The organism is Streptomyces galbus, from assembly GCF_005280195.1.
Lineage (GTDB): Bacteria > Actinomycetota > Actinomycetes > Streptomycetales > Streptomycetaceae > Streptomyces > Streptomyces galbus.
Genome location: NZ_SZPR01000018.1, coordinates 358,611 through 379,225, shown reverse-complemented (window position 1 = coordinate 379,225; position 20,615 = coordinate 358,611). Strand labels below are relative to the sequence as shown.

Annotated in this window: 17 protein-coding genes and 1 riboswitch; of the genes, 4 read left to right on the top strand and 13 right to left on the bottom strand. The window is 72.8% G+C overall.

Annotated features, from left to right (window positions below; genetic code table 11):
- Positions 1 to 34: 34 nt before the first annotated feature.
- Genes E4U92_RS22950 through E4U92_RS22940 form a run of 3 tightly spaced genes read right to left on the bottom strand, consistent with a single transcriptional unit; the run spans position 35 to position 2,582 of the window.
- Complete coding sequence (locus E4U92_RS22950; protein WP_137302314.1) at positions 35 to 1,324, bottom strand: bifunctional 3,4-dihydroxy-2-butanone-4-phosphate synthase/GTP cyclohydrolase II; 1,290 nt, start codon at positions 1,322 to 1,324, stop codon at positions 35 to 37.
- Positions 1,321 to 1,962, bottom strand: coding sequence for a nicotinamide riboside transporter PnuC (gene pnuC / locus E4U92_RS22945; RefSeq protein WP_137302313.1), 642 nt, complete (start codon positions 1,960 to 1,962; stop codon positions 1,321 to 1,323). Before pnuC ends, E4U92_RS22950 begins: the two co-directional genes overlap by 4 nt.
- Positions 1,959 to 2,582, bottom strand: a complete 624-nt coding sequence (locus E4U92_RS22940; protein ID WP_137302312.1) for a riboflavin synthase — start codon at positions 2,580 to 2,582, stop codon at positions 1,959 to 1,961. Before E4U92_RS22940 ends, pnuC begins: the two co-directional genes overlap by 4 nt.
- Positions 2,583 to 2,727: 145 nt before the next feature.
- A riboswitch (FMN riboswitch) is annotated at positions 2,728 to 2,858 on the bottom strand.
- 230 nt (positions 2,859 to 3,088) lie between these two features.
- Between E4U92_RS22940 and E4U92_RS22935 the strand changes: the two genes are divergently transcribed.
- Positions 3,089 to 5,500, top strand: a complete 2,412-nt coding sequence (locus E4U92_RS22935) for a chitinase C-terminal domain-containing protein (protein ID WP_137302311.1) — start codon at positions 3,089 to 3,091, stop codon at positions 5,498 to 5,500.
- Between the two features lie 109 nt (positions 5,501 to 5,609).
- Here E4U92_RS22935 and E4U92_RS22930 read toward each other — a convergent pair whose 3' ends face one another.
- Positions 5,610 to 6,854 carry an ROK family transcriptional regulator gene (locus E4U92_RS22930; RefSeq protein ID WP_137302310.1) on the bottom strand — a complete coding sequence of 415 codons (1,245 nt, stop codon included), beginning with the start codon at positions 6,852 to 6,854 and terminating at the stop codon, positions 5,610 to 5,612.
- A gap of 138 nt (positions 6,855 to 6,992) precedes the next feature.
- On the opposite strand from E4U92_RS22930, the gene E4U92_RS22925 reads away from it, so the two are divergent.
- Positions 6,993 to 8,204, top strand: coding sequence for an MFS transporter (locus tag E4U92_RS22925; RefSeq protein WP_137302309.1), 1,212 nt, complete (start codon positions 6,993 to 6,995; stop codon positions 8,202 to 8,204).
- Here E4U92_RS22925 and E4U92_RS22920 read toward each other — a convergent pair.
- Positions 8,164 to 8,622 (bottom strand): acyl-CoA thioesterase, encoded by a 459-nt coding sequence (locus E4U92_RS22920; RefSeq protein ID WP_137302308.1) that lies wholly within the window; start codon positions 8,620 to 8,622, stop codon positions 8,164 to 8,166. The two genes, E4U92_RS22925 and E4U92_RS22920, sit on opposite strands and share 41 nt — an antisense overlap.
- A 125-nt stretch (positions 8,623 to 8,747) precedes the next feature.
- On the opposite strand from E4U92_RS22920, the gene E4U92_RS22915 reads away from it, so the two are divergent.
- Together E4U92_RS22915 and E4U92_RS22910 are read left to right on the top strand one after the other, a co-directional pair.
- Positions 8,748 to 10,160, top strand: a complete 1,413-nt coding sequence (locus E4U92_RS22915; protein WP_137302307.1) for a uracil-xanthine permease family protein — start codon at positions 8,748 to 8,750, stop codon at positions 10,158 to 10,160.
- A 92-nt stretch (positions 10,161 to 10,252) separates the two neighbouring features.
- Positions 10,253 to 10,939 (top strand): DUF5995 family protein, encoded by a 687-nt coding sequence (locus tag E4U92_RS22910; protein ID WP_137302306.1) that lies wholly within the window; start codon positions 10,253 to 10,255, stop codon positions 10,937 to 10,939.
- Positions 10,940 to 10,977: 38 nt separating this feature from the next.
- On the opposite strand, the gene E4U92_RS22905 is transcribed toward E4U92_RS22910, so the two are convergent.
- The 8 genes from E4U92_RS22905 to rpe all read right to left on the bottom strand — a co-directional run bounded on the left by E4U92_RS22905 (position 10,978) and on the right by rpe (position 20,612).
- Entirely contained in the window at positions 10,978 to 12,675 is a 1,698-nt protein-coding gene (locus E4U92_RS22905) for a flavin monoamine oxidase family protein (RefSeq protein WP_137302305.1), read from the bottom strand.
- Positions 12,676 to 12,728: 53 nt separating this feature from the next.
- On the bottom strand, positions 12,729 to 13,517 hold the full coding sequence (locus E4U92_RS22900) for a carbon-nitrogen hydrolase family protein (RefSeq protein WP_137302304.1): 789 nt from the start codon (positions 13,515 to 13,517) through the stop codon (positions 12,729 to 12,731).
- A 114-nt stretch (positions 13,518 to 13,631) separates the two neighbouring features.
- Positions 13,632 to 14,813: an MFS transporter gene (locus E4U92_RS22895; protein ID WP_137302303.1), complete on the bottom strand. Its 1,182-nt coding sequence runs from the start codon at positions 14,811 to 14,813 to the stop codon at positions 13,632 to 13,634.
- Between the two features lie 115 nt (positions 14,814 to 14,928).
- A complete protein-coding gene (locus tag E4U92_RS22890; protein WP_067235577.1) occupies positions 14,929 to 15,381 on the bottom strand; it encodes an Lrp/AsnC family transcriptional regulator in 453 nt (150 codons plus the stop codon).
- Positions 15,382 to 15,391: 10 nt separating this feature from the next.
- Positions 15,392 to 16,861 carry an amino acid permease gene (locus E4U92_RS22885; protein ID WP_137302302.1) on the bottom strand — a complete coding sequence of 490 codons (1,470 nt, stop codon included), beginning with the start codon at positions 16,859 to 16,861 and terminating at the stop codon, positions 15,392 to 15,394.
- A 252-nt stretch (positions 16,862 to 17,113) separates the two neighbouring features.
- The gene (locus tag E4U92_RS22880) at positions 17,114 to 18,565 is read right to left on the bottom strand and encodes a GuaB1 family IMP dehydrogenase-related protein (protein ID WP_137302301.1); all 1,452 of its coding nucleotides are present in this window, start codon (positions 18,563 to 18,565) and stop codon (positions 17,114 to 17,116) included.
- A 224-nt stretch (positions 18,566 to 18,789) separates the two neighbouring features.
- Positions 18,790 to 19,833: a sugar-binding transcriptional regulator gene (locus E4U92_RS22875; protein ID WP_137302300.1), complete on the bottom strand. Its 1,044-nt coding sequence runs from the start codon at positions 19,831 to 19,833 to the stop codon at positions 18,790 to 18,792.
- Positions 19,834 to 19,925: 92 nt separating this feature from the next.
- Positions 19,926 to 20,612 (bottom strand): ribulose-phosphate 3-epimerase, encoded by a 687-nt coding sequence (gene rpe / locus E4U92_RS22870; RefSeq protein ID WP_137302299.1) that lies wholly within the window; start codon positions 20,610 to 20,612, stop codon positions 19,926 to 19,928.
- Between the last annotated feature and the right edge of the window lie 3 nt (positions 20,613 to 20,615).

The following is a 20,615-nucleotide window of genomic DNA, read 5'->3' as shown; positions in this document are numbered from 1 at the left end:
GTGTCGCCCGATGCGCTCGGGGTGGTGCCGGGTGTCACTGGGTGCCGCAGGGGGACACGGCGGCCGTGTCCAGCCAGGGCAGGTCGTGACCCATCCGGTCCCGCTTGGTGCGCAGGTAGCGGATGTTGTGCTCGTCGGCCTGCACGGGCATCGGCTCCCTCGCGGAGACGGTGATGCCGTGGTGGGCCAGCGCGTCGGACTTGTCGGGGTTGTTGGTCATCAGGCGCACGCTGTGCACGCCGAGGTCCTTCAGGATCTGCGCGCCGGCGCCGTAGTCGCGGGCGTCGGCGGGCAGGCCGAGTTCCAGGTTGGCGTCCAGGGTGTCGTGGCCGCGCTCCTGGAGTTCGTAGGCGCGCAGCTTGGACAGCAGGCCGATGCCGCGCCCCTCGTGTCCGCGCAGGTAGACGACGACCCCGCGGCCGGCGGCGCGGACCCGCTCCAGGGCCGCGTCGAGCTGGGGGCCGCAGTCGCAGCGCAGGGAGCCGAAGACGTCGCCGGTCAGGCACTCGGAGTGCATGCGGACCAGGACGTCCTCGCCGTCGCCGAGGTCGCCGTGGACCAGGGCGACGTGCTCGACGCCGTCGACGGTGGAGCGGTAGCCGTACGCCGTGAAGGTGCCGTGCGCGGTGGGCAGGTGGACCTCGGCCTCGCGGCGGACGGTGGGTTCGGCGCTGCGGCGGTAGGCGATCAGGTCCTCGATGGAGATGATCGTCAGACCGTGCTTGCGGGCGAAGGGGATCAGCTCGGGCAGGCGCAGCATGCGGCCGTCCTCGCCGGCGATCTCCACGATGGCGCCGGCCGGGCGCAGCCCCGCGAGGCGGGCGAGGTCCACGGCCGCCTCGGTGTGGCCGTTGCGCACCAGGACGCCGCCGGGGCGGGCGCGCAGCGGGAAGACGTGGCCGGGGCGGACGAAGTCGCCCGGTCCGGCCTCGCCGCCCGCGAGGAGCCGCAGGGTGGTGGCGCGGTCGGCGGCGGAGATGCCGGTGGTGACGCCGTGGGCGCCGGAGGCGTCGACGGAGACCGTGAAGGCGGTCTTCATCGACTCGGTGTTGTCCTGGACCATCTGCGGCAGTCGCAGCCGGTCCAGTTCGTCGCCCTCCATGGGGGCGCAGATCAGACCCCGGCACTCGCTCATCATGAAGGCTACGATCTCGGGCGTGGCCATCTCGGCGGCGATGACGAGGTCGCCCTCGTTCTCGCGGTCCTCGTCGTCGACGACCACGACCGGGCGGCCGGCCGCGATGTCGGCGACGGCCTGTTCGACCGGGTCGAGGGCGAAGTCCTCGATGCCGTCGGTGCTGTAGAGGATCGGTGCCGTGCTCATGCCGGTGCTCCCTCCAGAGTGGGCCGCGAGCCCCGGCGGGAGCGCAGCCACCAGTCGCGCATGCCCCACAGGACGAGCGCGCCGTAGATGACGTAGACGAAGCCGGAGAAGGCGTAGCCGTTGGCGAAGTTCAGCGGGACGCCGACGACGTCGACGAGCAGCCAGGCGATCCAGAACTCGACCATGCCCTTGGCCTGGGCGTACATGGCGACGACGGTGCCGACGAAGATGTAGGCGTCGGGCCAGGGGTCCCAGGAGAGGCTGGGGTACGCCTGGAACAGCAGGGCCACCGCGACGGTCCCGGCGGCGGCCGCGACCAGCATGGCGCCGCGCTCGCGCCAGCCGGCGAAGCGGACGGTGATCCGGCCGTCGTCGGCCTTGCCCCGGCCGCGCTGCCACTGCCACCAGCCGTAGAGCGCGACGACCATGACGACGACCTGCTTGCCGGCGCTGCCGGCGAGGTGGCCGTAGAAGGCGGTGAACAGCACCAGACCGGACAGGAACTGCACGGGCCAGGTCAGGAGGGACCGGCGCCAGCCGAGGCCGAGGGTGATCAGGCCCAGGATGTTGCCGATCATGTCGGACCAGATGATGTGCTGGTCGAAGAGGACGAACGCCTCGGAGTTCAGCCAGTTCACCGTGCCGCCCCCTGTCCCGCCTGTCCGGCCTGGCCCGCGGCGAGCAGGCGCTCGACGTACTTGGCGACGACGTCCACCTCGAGGTTGACCGGGTCGCCGGGCTGCTTGAGGCCGAGCGTGGTCAGGGCGAGCGTGGTGGGGATGAGGCTGACGGTGAAGCGGTCGGTGCCCGCCTCGACGACCGTGAGGCTGATGCCGTCGACGGTGATGGAGCCCTTCTCCACGACGTACCGGGACAGGTGCGCGGGCAGCGAGATCTCCACGATCTCCCAGTGCTCGGACGGCGTGCGGGCGACGATCTCGCCGGTGCCGTCGACGTGTCCCTGGACGATGTGCCCGCCGAGGCGCGCGCCCACGGCGGTGGGACGCTCGAGGTTGACGCGGGAGCCGACGGTGAGGGCGCCGAGGCTGGAGCGGTGGAGGGTCTCCGCCATGACGTCGGCGGTGAACTCGTCGCCCTCGTGCTCGACGACCGTGAGGCACACGCCGTTGACGGCGATGGAGTCTCCGTGCTTCGCGCCGCCGGTGACGACGGGGCCGCGCAGCCGGAAGCGACACGCGTCGTCGAGGGTCTCGACGGCCGTGACCTCGCCCAGCTCTTCGACGATTCCGGTGAACACTTCCCGGGTCCTCCTGCCTCTTCGGGCACGGACTCCGGGGCCTGTCGAGGACGACAGAAGGAACGCGCGAGAACGCCGGGAGCGACGCCGGACGGACTCGTCCCAGGGGACGAGCGGATCGGCGGCGCGCACGCATGCTCGCCCGCCGCGCACTGCCTCCCATCCGGACTTTAACCGTCGGTCCAGGAATTCCACCTGGTCAACCGGCCGCTGGAAGCGACCGGGTCGCGGACTGTAACCGCCGGTTCGGACTTTCACCGACCCCGGAGTGCGCTGCTGTTGGTACAGGGCCCAGTGTGCCACGGCCGCCCGGCGTCCACACGGGCCAGTCGTGTGGGCTGGCTCACAAGCGACGGGTGGGGACTTCTCCGGATCCTCCCGCGACGCCCCCTGCGTCCCACCCCCCAACTCCCGGTCCCCGCCGATCGGGATTGGTCCATACCTATTGACGCAGTGGTCTAGTCCTCTCTAGGGTCTGCGCAACTTCCGTGGAGAGGAACCGACCCGTGCCGTCCCCCTCACGTCATCCCCGCCGCCGCCCGGGACCCGCGCTGTACGCGGGCGTCGCGGCGATCGCCGGCCTGCTGCTCGCCGGGCTCCCGGCGAGCGTCTCGCAGGCCGCCGACCAGGAGGCCTGCCGTCCCGACGGGCTCTACGAGACCCCCGGCGTCCAGGTTCCGTACTGCTCGGTCTACGACACGGCCGGCCGGGAGAAGATGGGCCCCGACCACCAGCGCCGGGTGATCGGCTACTTCACCGGCTGGCGCACCGGCAAGGACGGCACGCCCGCCTACCTCGCCCCGGACATCCCGTGGGACAAGGTCACCCACGTCAACTACGCCTTCGCGCACGTCGACGGCGGCAACCGGATCTCCGTGGGCGCCGACGGCGCGGCCAACGCGGCGACCGGGACGACCTGGCCCGGCGTGGCCGGGGCCGAGATGGACCCGGCGCTGCCCTACCAGGGCCACTTCAACCTGCTGAACAAGTTCAAGAAGCAGCACCCGAACGTCAAGACGCTGATCTCGGTGGGCGGCTGGGCCGAGACCGGGGGCTACTTCGACGACAGCGGGGCCCGGGTGGACTCCGGCGGCTTCTACGCCCTGGCCACGAACGCGGACGGCTCGGTCAACCAGGCCGGCATCGACACGTTCGCGAACTCGGCGGTGGACTTCATCAGGAAGTACGGCTTCAACGGCGTCGACATCGACTACGAGTACCCGACGACCATGAAGGACTCGGGCAACCCGCTCGACTGGTCGCTGTCCAACGCCCGCCGGGCCGGCCTGGTCAAGGGCTACGCGGCCCTGATGAGGACGCTGCGCGAGAAGCTGGACCGCGCGGGCGCCTCGGACGGCCGGCACTACCTGCTGTCGGTCGCGGCCCCGTCCTCCGGCTACCTGCTGCGCGGCATGGAGACCTTCCAGGTCCAGAAGTACCTGGACTACGTCAACATCATGTCCTACGACCTGCACGGCGCCTGGAACGAGTACGTGGGGCCGAACGCCTCGCTCTTCGACGACGGCAAGGACGCCGAGCTCGCGGCGGCGGGCGTCTACTCCACCTCCCAGTACGGCGGCACCGGCTACCTGAACACCGACTGGGCCTACCACTACTTCCGCGGGTCGATGCCGGCCGGCCGGATCAACATCGGACTGCCCTACTACACCCGGGGCTTCAGGAACGTCACCGGCGGCACCGACGGCCTGTGGGGCAAGGCGGCCACCACCACCTGCCCGGCCGGGTCCGGCCTGACCAAGTGCGGCGACGGCGCCGTCGGCATCGACAACCTCTGGCACGACCTCGACACGGCCGGCCGCGAGGCACCCGCCGGGTCCAACCCGATGTGGCACGCCAAGAACCTCGAGAAGGGCGTCGTCGGCGACTACGTCACCCGCTACGGCTTCCCGGCCGGCACCAAGCTGACCGGGACCTACGCCCGCAAGTACGACGCCACGCTGGTGGCGCCCTGGCTGTGGAACGCCGAGAAGAAGGTGTTCCTGTCCACCGAGGACGAGCAGTCGGTGAACGCCAAGGCCGACTACGTGGTCTCCCACGGCATCGGCGGCACGATGGTGTGGGAGCTGGCCGGGGACTACGGCTGGAACGCGGCCAAGGGACAGTACGAGCCCGGCTCGACGCTGACCTCCGCGATGTACGAGAAGTTCAAGTCGGCCTCCCCGTACGGCGCGAAGCGGGCCACCACCGACCTGCCGACGCAGGCGCTGGACATCGGCGTGGACTTCGGGCAGTTCCCGCTCGGCGACTCCAACTACCCGATCAGCCCCAAGCTGAAGATCACCAACAACACCCAGGTGACGCTGCCGGGCGGCACGGAGTTCCAGTTCGACTACGGCACCTCCGCGCCCGGCAACGCCAAGGACCAGTCCGGCTGGGGCACCTCGGTGATCCGCAGCGACCACACCGGGAGCAACGTCGGCGGCCTCAAGGGCGACTACCACCGCGTGTCGCTGAAGCTGCCGGGCTGGCAGACGCTGGCGCCCGGGGCGTCGGTGGAACTGGACTTCGTGTACTACCTGCCGGTGTCGACGCCGTCCAACTGGACGGTGACGTTCGGCGGCCGGACGTACGCGCTCGCCGGCGACCTGGCGCGCGGGACCACGGTGGTGAACCCCGGCACGAGCACCAGCCCCTCCCCCTCGGCCAGCCCCTCCCCCTCCGCGACCCCCAGCCCGTCCGGCAGCCCTTCGCCGTCCGGCAGCCCCTCACCCTCCGGCAGCCCGTCCCCCTCCAACGGCGCCTGCACGGCGGCCGTGTGGAACGCCACGAGCGAGTACTCCGGGGGGACTGTCGTCTCCCACAAGGGGCACTCGTGGAAGGCCAAGTGGTGGACCAAGGGCGAGGAGCCCGGCACCACGGGTGAGTGGGGGGTCTGGCAGGACCTCGGAGCCTGCTGACCCGCGAAGCGGGCCCGGCGGCGGTGACGACGGCCCTTGCCCGCCGCCGGGCCTCCCAACGTGAAGCGACCGCGCCCCTGAGCCCGCGCAGGGCCCAGGGGCGCGGTGCTCAGCGGTCGGGGGGCGCGAACAGCTCCTCCTGGGCCGCCTCCCGGGCCGTCAGCAGCGCCCCGCGCAGCACCGCCGCGCCACCCAGGACGCCGGCGCGCACCTCGGTCGGCAGGGGCGCCATCCGCCGGATCCGCTCCTCCACCCGGCCGGCCAGCTCCGTCCCGCCGGCCCGGCCGACCTCGCCGCCGAGGACCACGCACCCCGGGTCCAGCACCGCGACCACGGAGGCCACCCCGAGGGCGACCCGGTCGGCGAGCGCGTCGAGGAAGGCCCCGGCACCGCCCGCGCCGCCGTCGCCCGCGCCGCCGCCCGCGCCCTGCGGACCCTCGGCACCGTCCGCCGACACGCTCCCCGCCGCCGCCCGCACCAGTCCCGCCCCCAGCGGCTCCTCCGCACTCGCCGGTGCCGTCAGACCGTGCCGTCCGGCCAGTTCGACGATCGCCGCCGAGCTGGCCAGGGAGTGAAAGCCGCCCGCGCAGTCCGTCGCCGAGGGCAGGCCCCGCGTCCACGGCACCGGCAGGAAGCCGATCTCGCCCGTGCCGCCGGAGGCGCCCCGGCGCAGATGGCCGTCGAGGACGACGGCGGCGCCGGTGCCGATGCCCAGCCACAGCAGCACGAAGGTGTCGCGGTCGCGGGCCGCGCCGTCGCGCTGCTCGGCCAGGGCGGCCAGGTTGGTCTCGTTCTCCACCGTGACGCGGGCCGCGGGCAGTCGCTCCTGGAGGGCGGCCACCAGCCGCCGGTGCCAGGCGGGGAGCCCACCGGAGTCGCGCAGTTCGCCGGTGGCCGGGTCGATGAGCCCGGGGGCACCGATCCCGACGGTGTGCAGGCGGTCGGCGCCCGCCTCCTTCGCCACCCGCTCCACGAGCGCCACCGCCTGTTCGACGGCGTGCCCGGTGCCCGTGTCGTGGCCGATCGGCACCGACGCCTCGCCCAGCACCCGTCCGACCAGGTCGGAGACCAGCACCGAGACGCCCTCGGTGCGCACGTCCAGGGCGGCCAGGTGGGCGCGGTCGGCGACGATGCCGTAGAGCTTGGCGTTGGGGCCGCGGCGCTGTGCGCCGGCCTCGCCGACGACCTCGATCAGCCCGGACGCGGCGAGCCGGTCTACGAGGTCGGCGACGGTCGGCCGGGACAGACCGGTGTGCTGCTTGAGCTGCGCCGCCGTGAGCGGGCCCTGCTGCTGGAGCAGGCGCAGCGCGAGCCGGTCGTTGATGGCCCGGGCGGTGCTCGGGGATGCGGGCATGCCGGGGATCCTCCCAGATCGGCGCGGCCGCCGGGGCCGCGGTCGGAGTAACCGCTCTCTGCCCGCTATCTATCAGGCAGGGTTCCTGATAGTTTACGTCGGCACGACACGGAGATGTACCTCGGGGAGGGTCCGGGCATGACGGAAGTGGTGGACGAGCAGCGCGCGCTACGGCACGCCCGGTACGCGGTGGCGGCCGTGTTCGCGGTGCACGGCGCCGTCACGGGCACCTTCGCGACCCGGGTGCCCTGGGTCCAGGACCACGCCTCGCTCAGCGCGGGCCAGCTGGGGTTCGCGCTGGCGTTCACGGCGTTCGGCGCCTCCTGCGCGATGCCGCTGGCCGGCGGGATCACCCACCGCTTCGGCAGCCGTACGTCCCTGCGCGCCCTGCTGGCGATGTGGACCGCGTCCCTGGTGCTGCCGGCCCTGGCGCCGAACCTGCTCACGCTGTGCCTGGCGATGTTCGTCTACGGCGCCAGCGCGGGCATGGCGGACGTGGCGATGAACGCGCTGGGCGTGGAGGTGGAGCACCGGCTCGGCAAGTCGATCATGTCCGGGCTGCACGGCATGTGGAGCGCGGGCGCGCTGGTCGGCTCGGCGGCGGGCACCCTCGCCGCCCACCTCGGCTCGGACGCGCGCGTGCACTTCGCGCTGGCGGCGGCCGTGCTGACCGTGCTCGGTGCGGTGGTCTGCCGGTGGGTGCCGGACCTGCGGGCGGCCGAGGAGGACGAGGCGCCGCCGCGGTTCGCGCTGCCGCCCCGGTCGGCGCTGCTCATCGGCGCGGTGGGGTTCTGCGCGGTGTTCGCGGAGGGCGCGAGCCTGGACTGGTCCGCGGTCTACCTGCGGGACCGGCTGGAGTCCTCGGCGGGCCTGGCCGCGGCGTGCACGACCGGCTTCATGCTCACCATGGCGGTGGCCCGCATCGCGGGGGACGCGGTGGTCAACCGGTTCGGCTCGGTGGGCACCGTGCGGGCCGGCGGGGTGCTCGCCGCGTTCGGCGGGCTGCTGATCGTGCTCGCCGGGCACCCGGCCGTGGCGATGACCGGCTTCGCCCTGATGGGCCTCGGGATCGCCGTGGTGGTCCCGCTGTGCTTCGCGGCGGCGGGCCACAGCGGCCCGAACCCGAGCCAGGCCATCGCGGGCGTCGCCACGATCACCTACACCTCGGGGCTGATCGCCCCGAGCCTGATCGGCGGGGTGGCGCAGGCGACGGACCTGACGGTGTCGTTCGTGGTCGTCACGGTGCTGGCGTGCGGGCTCGCCGCCTTCGCGGGCGTGCTGCGGTCCGGTGAGCGCAACCGGCCGAAGCTCAGCCGGCCGGCCGCAGCAGTTCCCGACCGGCACTCCTGAGGGTGTCGCTCCAGGGCGCCGGCCGCAGGGTGTGCGGGTCCAGCCGGACCAGGACGCGGGTGCCGCGGGCGTAGGTGGTGGCCCCGTCCGCCGAGCAGAAGCGGAAGCCGTACGTCAGCCCGGTGGTGCCCAGGCGGTCCAGCCACAGGTGCACGGCGTAGGTGCCGGGCCGGGTGACCGGGGCCTCGTAGGTGACGCGGAGTTCCTTCACCGCGTTGCAGGCGTCCCCGGCCGCCGCCCAGTCGCCCTCGAACCGCACCCCGTGCTGCTGCCACAGCTCCGTCCAGGCGCGCTCGACGAGCAGCGGGTAGCGCGCGTTGTGCAGCAGGCCGAGCGCGTCCAGGTCGTCGAAGTGGACGGTGACGGGGATCAGCCGGCCGTACGACAGGGCGGGGGCGGTCGGTGCTTCGGCGGTCACGGGGGACGCTCCTGGGTGAACTCGGTGCAAGGGACAGACATCCCATCCTAAGCGGACGCTCACCCTCTCGTTCCACGTGACAATGGTCCGGACAACCGCACGGTACGACGAAAGCGACCCGCACCATGGATCTTGGCGTCCGCTGGACACTGCACGGCGACGGACGCACCCCGGCGCCCGGGGCGGTGGTCCGCCCCGACGAGCGGCTCACCTGGCCCCGGACGGTCGGGCTGGGCGCGCAGCACGTGGTGGCCATGTTCGGGGCCTCCTTCGTGGCTCCCGTCCTGATGGGCCTGGACCCCAACCTCGCGATCATGATGTCGGGCGTCGCGACCGTGATCTTCCTGCTGGCGACCCGCGGCCGGGTGCCCAGCTACCTCGGCTGCTCGCTGTCCTTCGTCGGCGTCGCGGCGGTGATCCGCGCCCAGGGCGGCACCAGCGCCACGGTGACCGGCGCGGTGTTCGTGGTCGGTGTCGCGCTGTTCGCCGTCGGGCTCGCCGTGCAGCGTTTCGGGGCGCGGATCATCCACGCGGTGATGCCGCCGGTGGTGACGGGCGCGGTGGTCATGCTGATCGGCTTCAACCTGGCGCCGGTCACCGCCTCGACGTACTGGCCGCAGGACCAGTGGACCGCGCTGCTGGTGATGCTGTTCACCGGTCTGGCCGTGGTCTGCCTGCGCGGATTCTGGTCGCGCGTCGCGATCTTCCTGGGCCTGGTCTTCGGCTACGCCCTGTCCTGGGCCTGCGACCGGGTCTTCGGCCGCATCCACTCGGCCGACGCGAGCGGCAAGGTCACCGACCACTGGCGCCTGGACCTGTCGGGCGTGGCCCACGCCGACTGGATCGGCCTGCCGTCCTTCCACGGGCCCTCGTTCCAGTGGTCGGCGGTCCTGGTCGCGCTGCCCGTGGTGATCGCGCTGGTCGCGGAGAACGCCGGGCACGTCAAGGCGGTCGGCGAGATGACCGGCGACCCGCTGGACGACAAGCTGGGCACGGCCATCTCCGCCGACGGCCTCGGCTCGATGCTGTCCACCGCGCTGGGCGGCCCGCCCAACACCACCTACTCCGAGAACATCGGCGTGATGGCCGCGACCCGCGTCTACTCCACGGCCGCCTACTGGGCCGCCGCCGGCTTCGCGCTGCTGTTCGGCCTGTGCCCGAAGTTCGGCGCGGTGGTCGCCGCCGTCCCCGGCGGGGTGCTCGGCGGCATCACGGTGATCCTCTACGGCATGATCGGCCTGCTCGGCGCGCAGATCTGGCTCAACGCCGGGGTGGACCTGCGCAACCCGCTCAACCTGGTCCCGGCCGCCGCGGGCGTCGTCATCGGCGTCGGCAACGTCACCATGAAGATCAGCGACAACTTCTCGCTGAGCGGCATCGCGCTCGGCACGCTGGTCGTCATCACCGGTTACCACGCCCTGCGCGCCTTCGCCCCGGCCCACCTCAAGACCCAGCAGCCCCTGCTGGACGAGGGCACCAGCTCCTACGACGCGGCCACCGGCCGCGCCGACGGCGGGGCCGGGCACACCCGGCCGTAGTCGCGGGCCGCATCGGACGGGGTTCCCCCGTTCCGGCGAAGCCCCGGGCCGGTCGGCCACCGGCACGGCCCGGGGCTGCCACCCTTCGTCCCATGCCGCCTTCGGAACAGCTCACCACCGGGGTGGACGGCGTCCTCTCCCGCATGCACGCCCTGGCCGCGACGCTCCCCGCCCAGGACGGGGTCGCGGTGTTCAACCGCGTCTACCTGGCCGTGACCCAGGAGGTCGACCGGCAGCTCGACGCCGGCCGGTTCGCGGACCCCCGCGCGGCGAGCACGCTGGACGTGCGGTTCGCCGAGCGCTACCTGGCGGCGGTGGACGCGGTCCGCTCCGACCGCCGCCCGCCGGCCTGCTGGCGCCCGCTGTTCCAGTGGCGGCGCCATCCCGGCGTACGGCCGCTGCAGTTCGCCCTGGCGGGGATCAACGCCCACATCGGCCATGACCTGGCGCTCGCCGTGGTCGACGCCTGTCACGCGCTCGGCTGCGAACCGGGCGAGCTGGAGGACGAGTTCGACCGGGTGGGCGACCTCCTGACCGCCCTGGAGGAGCACATCCGCGAGGACCTGATGCCGGGCCCGGACCTGCTGCAGATCGCGGACCCGCTCACCCACCTGCTGGGCGCGTGGAGCCTGGAGCGGGCCCGCGAGGCCACCTGGGCGGCGGCCCGCGCCCTGTGGGCGCTGCGCGGACTGCCCGACGTGGCGCAGGGGTTCACCGACCGCCTGGACGCGGCGGTCGGCTTCGCGAGCCGGATGCTGCTCACCCCGCTGGCCGACTGACGCGGCCCCGCGGACCGCGTCCCGCGCGCCGCGACCGGTCAGTCCTCCGGCAGTTCGACCGGGGCGATGTCGTCGAAGACGTCGCCGGGGCCGGGGTTGGACGGGTCGGTGGCGCCGCCGAGGTGGCGCATCACGCCCCAGACCGCGTTCAGCGCGGTCTGCACCGCGCCCTCGGCCCAGCCGGCCGTCCAGGAGATGTCGTCGCCGGCGAGGAAGATGCCCCGCTTGTCCTCGGGCAGCCGGTCCTGCACGAAGTGGGTGAACAGGCGCCGCTGGTAGCGGTAGTGGCCGGGCAGGTTGGCCTTGAACGCGCCCATGAAGTAGGGCTCGTTCTCCCAGGAGACGGTCACCGGGCTGCCGATGATGTGCTTCCTGATGTCGACCTTGGGGTAGATCTTGCCGAGGGACTTCAGCATGACCTCCATCCGCTCGTTCGCGGACAGCGGCAGCCACTTCAGGCTGTCGTCGCACCAGGTGTAGGACAGGCAGATGACGGCGGGCCGGTCCGGGCCGTTGTCGAGCAGGTAGGTGCCGCGGGTCATGCGGTCGGTGAGCGTCATCGACATGACGTCCCGCCCGGTGTCCTCGTCCTTGTCGAGCCAGAACGGCCGGTCCACCGGCACGAACAGCTTGCTCGACTCCATGTAGTGCGTGCGCTCGATCGCCGTCCAGTGGTCGATCGGGAACAGCGAGTCGTCGCACTGGATCTTCGACAGCAGCATCCAGGACTGGGCGGTGAAGATCGCCGCCCGGTAGGTGCGGATGTCTCCGTGCGCGTCCGTCACGGTGATCCGGTTGCCCGCGGTGCGGTGCAGCCGGGTCACGGCCGGCCGGGGCTCGCCGGCCGCGTGCAGGGACTTCAGCGAGGTGCCGTACGGCCAGTGGACGATCTTCTCCGGCTCGCGCTCCCACAGACGCAGCGGCAACTGCTGGGAGCCGCCCACGATGCCGCGGTGGTGGTCGTCGGCCTCGGTGTAGACGACCCGCAGGATCTCCAGGATGGAGTTGGGGAAGTCGGTGTCCCAGCCGCCGGTGCCGAAGCCGACCTGGCCGAAGATCTCGCGGTGGCGGAAGGAGCGGAACGCCTCGGAGTCGCAGAGGAAGCCGTAGAAGGTCTGGTTGTCGAGCTTTTCGACGAGCCGGGACCAGATCTCGCGGATGCGCGGCACGTCGCGCTCGCGCATGGCCCGGTTCATGTCGGAGAAGTCGGCGCCCTCCTCCAGGCACTTGCCCCAGGCGGCGGCGACGTCCCGGTACACCTGCGGCAGGTCGTCGATCGTCTCGGCGTAGTGGGACTCGCCCTTGAGGTCGACGACCGTGGAGGGGGTCGCCTCGGCCAGCGGGTTGGGGAACGGCCGGGTCTCCAGGCCCACCAGGTCGATGTAGTGCTGCAGCGCCGTGGAGGACGGCGGGAAGCGCATCGCGCCCAGTTCGCAGTTGAGCGACTCGTCGCAGCCGTCGAAGCCCACCGTGCGCAGCCGGCCGCCGAGCTGGTCGGCCTCGTAGACGACCGGCTTCAGACCCATCTTCATCAGCTCGTACGCCGCCACGACACCGGACAGGCCGCCGCCGATGACGGCGACCTCGGTGCCGTGCTCGGTCGCCGGTATCTGCCCGAGACCCGCCGGGTGGGCGAGGAAGTCGTCATAGGCGTACGGGAAGTCCGGGCCGAACATGGTGATCGGCGGCTGCTGCTCGTCGGTGTGCTCGACGGCGTTGGGCACCGTGGACGTCATGGGGTACGGACTCCTTGCACAAGTGGGACTGCGTGGGGGGCGGACCGGTGGGGTCAGACCAGGGACCCGTACAGACCGGGGCGGCGGTCCTGCAGGTACGGGTTGGCCTCGCGGGAGGCGGCCAGGAAGACGGGGTCGGCGTCGGCGAACACCAGTTGCTCGGCGCGTCCGGCGCGGGCGCGGGCCACCCCGTCGGGGCCGGCCAGGGTGGACAGCCCGACGAACTCGAACGCGCCCTCGGGGCCGACCCGGTTGACGTAGGCGACGTACATCTGGCTCTCGAAGGCCCGCACCGGGATCATCGACTCGGCGACGAACTGGTACGGGTGCATCTGCGCGGTCGGCACGACCAGCAGGTCGGTGCCGGCGAGGGCGTGGGCCCGCACGTTCTCCGGGAACTCGACGTCGTAGCAGACCAGCAGGCCGACGGTGAGCCCGTTCAGCTCGGCCTGGACGACCTGCTGCTCGCCCGGCGTGAAGTGGTCGCGCTCGAAGCAGCCGAACAGGTGGGTCTTGCGGTAGCCGGCGAGCCGGACGCCGTCGGCGGAGATGAGCTGGACGGCGTTGTACACGCTCTCCCCCGCCCGCTCCGGGTAGCCGTAGGCGAGGGCCAGACCGTGCCGGCCGGCCACCTCGGCGACCGCGTCGGCCGAGTCTCCGTCGGCGGGCTCGGCGAGGCGGGCGATGTCGTCGCCGATCGCGTAGCCGGTCAGGAACATCTCCGGGGTGATCAGCAGCCCGGCTCCCGCGGCGGCGGCGCGGCCGGCGGCCTCGTCGAGGACCTTGAGGTTCTCGGCGACCGAGCCCGGGCGGCCGGAGCTCTGGAGCAGGGCTGTGCGCATGCGTGTTCCTCACCGGTGCGGAGGGGGTCGGGGGGCCACGTAGACCGTACGGTCGGCCGCGCGGACCGGACAAGGCGGAGCCGTTGCGCGCTGGTGGGCGGTTCGTTGCGCGCCTCAGCGGCCCGGCGGCGATTCGTTGCGCGGTCGCCGGACGATCTCGCGCGGCCCGCGGGCCAGAGCCAGGCACAGGGCCGTGACCAGGTACGGGACCGCGCAGAGCGCGAACACCGTGCCGTGCGCGGCCCTGGTGCCGAGGGCGGCGTACCCGGCGTACACGGCGAGGGTGACGGCCTCGGTGCCGAGGCCCGCGACGGACGTCAGGGTGGCCCGGCCGGTGCCCTCGATGCGCTCCTGGAGGCGGGCGTCGGCGACGACGGTGGCGAGCTGGAAACCGCCGAAGGCCACGGCGACCAGGGCGATGCCCGCCGGGACGCCGCTGAGCGCGCCGGCGGCCAGGGCGAGCGCCGAGAGCGCCAGCAGCGTAGCCAGGCCCCGGCGGCCGAGCCGTCCGCCCGGTCCGGCCAGCAGGCTGCCGGCCGTCACCCCGGACCAGACGAGCACCAGGCAGGGGGACACGGCGGCGTCCGGGACCCCGGTGCCGCGGACCAGCAGGGGCGTGTACTCGTCGAGCGCGCCCCACACCGCCGCCACCGCCGGGACCAGCAGCAGGGCTGCGCGCACGGACCGGTCGCGGCGGGCGTCGGCGAGCCCGGAGCGCAGGCTCGCGGCCCGGCGCTCGCCCGGGGCGGCGCCGGTGCGGTGCTCCGGGAGGCGGCCCGCCGCCAGCGCGGTCAGCAGACAGGCCGCGACGCTCGCCGCGCCGACGGCCGAGTAGCCGCCCCACGCCAGGACCGGCCCGGCCAGCGCCATGGCGGTCACCACGGCGACCTGTCCGGCGGCGTGCGCCCGGCCCATGGCGCGCGCGTAGCGGTCGGCGGCGCCGAGCCGGTCCAGCTCCTCGTAGACCAGCGCCTCCAGCGCGCCCGAGCCGAGCGCGCCGCGGGCGCCCCACAGCACGAAGCCGGCCGCGAAGGCCGCGTAGGAGGGCACGGCGACCCACAGGGCGAAGCCGACGGCGCCCAGCAGGGGGCCGAGCCGCAGCAGCGCCCGGCGGGAGAAGGCGTCGGCCCACGCGCCCGAGGGGACCTCCAGCGCCGCGCCCGTCAGCGACCAGAGCACGAACAGGGAGGAGATCTGCCACAGGGGCAGCCCGGTGTCGGCGAACAGCAGCGCGTACACCGGGTACAGCAGGACGAACTCGTCGAGGAAGGCGTACGCGTACAGGGTGCGCGTCAGCCGGGTCCCGGGTGATCTCGTGGAGGATCAATGTCGTCGGCTCATGCGCCGATCGTACGGCGGGGCCGAACCGGGGCACCAGCGGTGTGCGGGCCCCCGGCGGCCGCGTCCCGGCTCAGGTCGGCGAGCCCGCCGAGTGGCGCCGCAGCAGGGGGGAGAGCACCAGCACGGACTTGGTGCGCTCCACGAACGGCTCCCCGGCGATCCGCTCCAGCACGCGCTCGAAGTGGCGCATGTCGGCGGCGAAGACCTGCGCGACGGCGTCCGCGTCACCGGTGACGGTGGACGCGGACACCACCTCCTGGTAGCGCTCCAGGCCGCGCTGGATGGTCTCCGGGGAGGTGTGGCGCCGGCAGTAGATCTCGACGAACCCCTCGGTCTGCCAGCCGAGGGCCGCCGGGTCGACCCGTACGGTGAAGCCGGTGATGGCTCCGGTGGCCCGCAGCCGGTCCACGCGCCGCTTGACGGCGGGCGCGGACAGGCCGACCAGGGACCCGATGTCCGCGTAGGAGCGGCGGGCGTCCTCGGCGAGGGCGTGCACGATGCGTTCGTCGAGATCGTTCAGCACGGTCGGTCGATCACTTCTCGGATGGCGGGGCGAGGCGGGAGCGGCGGTGGCCGTACAGGAAGTAGACCACGAGCCCGACCGCCATCCAGACGCCGAAGACCACCCAGGTGACGGTGGACAGGCTGCCCATCATCCACACGCAGAAGGCGAAGCCCAGCGCGGGCAGCAGCGGCGAGAGCGGGACGCGGAACGTGCGGTTCATCTGCGGGCGGGTCCGGCGCAGCACCACGACGGCCACGTTGACCAGCGCGAAGGCGAACAGGGTGCCGATGCTGGTGGCGTCGGCGAGCTGGCCCAGCGGGACGGCCGCGGCGAGGACACCGCAGAACAGGGACACGATCACGGTGTTGGCGCGGGGGGCGCCGGTCTTCGGGTGCACCCGGGAGAACACCTTGGGCACCAGCCCGTCGCGGGACATCGCGAAGAGGATGCGGGTCTGGCCGTAGAGCACGGTCAGCACGACGCTGGCGATGGCGATGACCGCGCAGGCCGCGAGCAGCGTGGCCCAGAAGCCCTGGCCGGTGACGTCGCGCATGATCTGGGCGAGCGCGGCCTCGGAGTCGTTGAACTGCCGCCAGGGCTTGGCGCCCACGGCGACGGCGGCGACCAGGACGTACAGCGCGGTGACGATGACCAGCGACAGCATGATCGCGCGGGGCAGGTCGCGCTGGGCGTCCTTGGCCTCCTCACCGGCGGTGGAGGCGGCGTCGAAGCCGATGTACGAGAAGAACAGCGTGGCGCCGGCCGCGCTCACGCCGCTCATGCCGAGCGGCATGAAGTGCTCGTAGTTGCCGCTGCGCAGCCCCTGCACGCCGATCGCGCAGAACAGCACGAGCGCGGCGATCTTCACGGCCACCATGACGGTGTTGGCGCGGGCCGACTCGCGGGCCCCGCCGAGCAGGAACGCCATGGCGAGCAGGACGACGATCAGCGCGGGCAGGTTGAACACGCCGCCGTCGCCGGGCGGGGCGGACAGGGCGGCCGGCAGGGTCACCCCGATCGTGCCGTCGAGCAGCTCGTTGAGGTACTCGCCCCAGCCGACGGCCACGGCGGCGACCGAGACGCCGTACTCCAGCACCAGGCACCAGCCGCACACCCAGGCGATCAGCTCGCCCATCGTTGCGTATGCGTACGAGTACGACGAGCCGGCGACCGGGATGGTGCCCGCCAGCTCGGCGTAGGACAGGGCTGAGAACAGCGCGGTGAGACCGGCGATCACGAACGAGAGGGTGACCGCGGGACCGGCCTTGGGGACCGCCTCGCCGAGCACGACGAAGATGCCGGTGCCGAGGGTGGCACCGATGCTGATCATGGTGAGCTGCCACAGTCCCAGCGAGCGCCGCAGGGTCCCGCCCTCACCCTGGCCGCCCTCCGCGACCAGCACTTCCACGGGCTTGCGGCGCATGAGGCGCGCACCGAGCCCGGGGGCCTGGGGGACGGTCTGACCGCGCCCTTGCGGGGGTGCGCCTTGGTCGATCACGCATGACTCCTTCGTCGCTGCCGTCCGGGCGGCGGGAACCGGCAGCGGCCCTGCGTCAGCAGGGACCCACCGAGCGGGGTCCCCGCCGAGCTATGTACAGCCCAGAACCCTACGAGCCCGGGCGTTGCTGGTGAAATGCAGCAACCTTGCGCCTCGCCGCACGATCGTTGCGTTCCTCGACGCGGGGCGCGTGTTCGTTGCGCGGGGCCCCCGGCGGCGTTGCGCGCCACGGGCCCGCGCAGCGCGGCGGGATCAGCTCCAGCTGGCGTGCAGCGGCTTGCCCTCGGCGTAGCCGGCCGCGCTCTGGATGCCGACGACGGCCTTGTCGGCGAACTCCTCCAGGGAGGCGGCGCCGGCGTAGGTGCAGGAGGAGCGGACGCCCGCGATGATCGAGTCGATCAGGTCCTCGACGCCCGGGCGGGCCGGGTCGAGGAACATGCGCGAGGTGGAGATGCCCTCCTCGAACAGCGCCTTGCGGGCGCGGTCGTACGCCGACTCCTCCGAGGTCCGGTTGGCCACGGCGCGCGCGGAGGCCATGCCGAAGGACTCCTTGTAGGGGCGCCCGGAGGCGTCGTGCTGGAGGTCGCCCGGCGACTCGTAGGTGCCGGCGAACCAGGAGCCGATCATCACGTTGGACGCGCCCGCCGCGAGGGCCATGGCCACGTCGCGGGGGTGGCGCACGCCGCCGTCGGCCCACACGTGCTTGCCGTACTTGCGTGCCTCGGCGGCGCACTCCAGGACCGCCGAGAACTGCGGCCGGCCGACGCCGGTCATCATGCGGGTGGTGCACATGGCGCCGGGGCCCACACCGACCTTGATGATGTCGGCGCCCGCGTCGACCAGGTCCTTGACGCCCTCGGCGGAGACGATGTTGCCGGCGACGATCGGCACCTGCGGGTCGAGCGCGCGCACCAGCCGGACGGCGCTGATCATCGACTCCTGGTGGCCGTGCGCGGTGTCGATGACGAGGGTGTCCACGCCCGCGTCGAGGAGCTGCTTGGCCTTGCCGGCCACGTCGCCGTTGATGCCGACGGCCGCCGCGATGCGCAGCTTGCCGTGCGCGTCGACGGCCGGGGTGTACAGCGTGGCCCGCAGGGCGCCCTTGCGGGTGAGGATGCCGGCCAGCCGGCCGTCGGCGTCGACGGCCGGGGCGTAGCGCCGGTTGGCCGCGTCGAGCCGGTTGAACGCCTCGCGCGGGTCGATGTCCGCGTCGAGCAGCAGCAGGTCCTTGGACATGACCAGCTCGAGCTGGGTGAACCGGTCGACGCCGGTGAGGTCCCGGTCGGTGACGACACCGACGGGGCGGCCCTCGGCGTCGACGACGACGCCCGCGTTGTGCGCGCGCTTGGGCAGCAGGGACAGCGCGTCGGCGACCGTCTGGTGCGGGGCGAGCACGATGGGGGTGTCGAGGACCAGGTGACGGCTCTTGACCCAGCCGACGACCTCGGTGACGACGTCGATCGGGATGTCCTGCGGGATCACCACCAGGCCGCCGCGCCGGGCCACGGTCTCGGCCATGCGCCGGCCGGCGATGGCGGTCATGTTGGCGACGACCAGCGGGATCGTGGTGCCGGTGCCGTCCGGGGCGGAGAGGTCGACGCCCTGCCGCGATCCGACCGCGGAGCGGCTCGGCACCATGAAGACGTCGTCGTACGTCAGGTCGTACGCGGGCCGGATGTCGTTGAGGAAACGCACGTGCTGCACATCCCAGTCGATCAGAGGTGACCCCCGGACAGGTGTGCCAGGGGGAAAAGAGCACGTACTTCATTCTCCCATGACGTCCGCCCGGTCGTGCCCGGGCGAAACGTCCAGGCCGGTCAGCGGCGGTTGGGAGGATCCTCCAGGGCGGGCGCACACGCGGGAGCCGCGGCGGCGGGTCGTCCCGGCCACCGCGGCTCCTCGCCGGGTGTTCTGCTGTGCTGCGGTGGTCAGACCCCGTCGGGGTCGGCGCGGTTCAGCGCGGATCTGGGGGTCGGCCCGGCGGTCATCAGGTAGTCGGCCGCGGAGGTGTCCGTCACCAGGCTGGTGACGAGCCCCGACCGCAGCACCGCGTCGATCGCGGCCGCCTTGCGCTGCCCGCCCGCGATCGCCACCACCTCGGGGATACGGCGGAGCTGGTCGGCCTTGACCGTGATGCACCGCTCCCCCAGGTCCCGTCCGACGCGCCGCCCCTCGGTGTCGAACAGGTGCGCCGACATCTCCGCGGCGACGCCGAGCGAGGCGTAGTGCGCCCGCTCCTCGTCGCTGAGCATGTCGTGCACCGTGGAGATGCCCGGCTCCCAGGAGCCGATGGAGACACAGGCGACGGTGACCTTGTCGAAGTACTCGAAGGCCCGGGCGATCCCGGTCTGGTTGCGCAGCGCGGCCGCGGTGGCCGCGTCCGGCAGCAGCATCGGCGCGTAGATGGGGTGCGCGTCGCCGCCGGAGACCTGGGCGGCCCGGCGCACCGCCTCGACCGAGCCCCGCTCGGCGGTCCCGGCGTCGTACACACCCGTGAGCTGCACCACCGTGCACGGCGGCAGCCGGTCCAGCGCCGCCGCCATGTGGATGGTGGACCGGCCCCAGGCCAGTCCCAGTACGTCCCCCTCGTTCACCAGTTCGGCGAGCAGGTCGGCGGCCACTTCCCCCAGGTTCTCCGGGTCGGGCGTCTCCTCGGCATCGGCCGGGGACTCGACCACGACGGCGTGCCGCAGGCCGTAGCGGGCGCGGAGCGCGTCGGAGCGCTCGGCGTCCAGCTCGGCCGGCACACGGATCTCGATGCGCACGAGATCCCGTTCGAGGGCCGTCTCCAGAACGCGGGCCACCTTGAAGCGGCTGACGCCGAACTCCTCGGCGATCTGGATCTTGGACTTCCCCTCGAGGTAGAAGCGGCGGGCCATGGCCGCCGCCTGCACCAGCTCAGCGGGTCCCATCCGCATGGCTGACCGGCCCGCCGACATACCCGACACGGCGATCTCCTCACTGCTGTTCACACTCTGGTGTTCACACTCTGGACTCGCCGTTCATCCTTGCAGATCCGGCGCGGTCGATCAGCCCTGATGGGAGTCGTTCACGTACCTGTGGCTCAGTGGTCGCACGCCCAGGACGCTCCGGCGGTGGCGGTCTCGGCCCGGGCGCGCAGCGCCCGCACCGCCTCGGCCGGGTCGTCGGCGCCGTAGACCGCGGACCCGGCGACGAAGACGTCGGCGCCCGCCTCGGCGCAGCGCTCGATCGTCGAGGCCGACACCCCGCCGTCCACCTGGAGCCAGAGCTGCAGGCCGTGCTTGCTGATCAGCTCACGGGTGCGGCGGATCTTGGGGAGCATGATGTCGAGGAACGCCTGGCCGCCGAAGCCGGGTTCGACCGTCATGATCAGCAGCATGTCGAGCTCGGGCAGCAGGTCCTCGAACGGTTCGATGGGCGTCGCGGGCTTGAGCGCCATGGACGCGCGGGCGCCCTTGGCGCGGATCTCGCGGGCCAGGCGCACCGGGGCGGCGGCGGCCTCCACGTGGAAGGTGACCGAGGAGGCACCCGCCTCGACGTACTGGGGGGCCCACCGATCGGGGTCCTCGATCATCAGGTGGCAGTCCAGGGGGGTGTCCGTCGCCCGGGCCAGGGACTCTACGACCGGCACGCCGAGGGTGAGGTTGGGGACGAAGTGGTTGTCCATCACGTCGACGTGGAGCCAGTCGGCTCCGGCGACCGCCCTGGCCTCGTCCGCGAGGCGGGCGAAGTCGGCGGACAGGATGCTGGGGTTGATCTGCGCGGCCATGTC

Bases quoted from the DNA above. Each gene is read 5' to 3' on its own strand.
- E4U92_RS22950 (WP_137302314.1), bottom strand. From the start codon at position 1,324: ATGAGCACGGCACCGATCCTCTACAGCACCGACGGCATCGAGGACTTC.
- E4U92_RS22930 (WP_137302310.1), bottom strand. From the start codon at position 6,854: ATGCCCGCATCCCCGAGCACCGCCCGGGCCATCAACGACCGGCTCGCG.
- E4U92_RS22925 (WP_137302309.1), top strand. From the start codon at position 6,993: ATGACGGAAGTGGTGGACGAGCAGCGCGCGCTACGGCACGCCCGGTAC.
- E4U92_RS22915 (WP_137302307.1), top strand. From the start codon at position 8,748: ATGGATCTTGGCGTCCGCTGGACACTGCACGGCGACGGACGCACCCCG.
- E4U92_RS22910 (WP_137302306.1), top strand. From the start codon at position 10,253: ATGCCGCCTTCGGAACAGCTCACCACCGGGGTGGACGGCGTCCTCTCC.
- E4U92_RS22905 (WP_137302305.1), bottom strand. From the start codon at position 12,675: ATGACGTCCACGGTGCCCAACGCCGTCGAGCACACCGACGAGCAGCAG.
- E4U92_RS22900 (WP_137302304.1), bottom strand. From the start codon at position 13,517: ATGCGCACAGCCCTGCTCCAGAGCTCCGGCCGCCCGGGCTCGGTCGCC.
- rpe (WP_137302299.1), bottom strand. From the start codon at position 20,612: ATGGCCGCGCAGATCAACCCCAGCATCCTGTCCGCCGACTTCGCCCGC.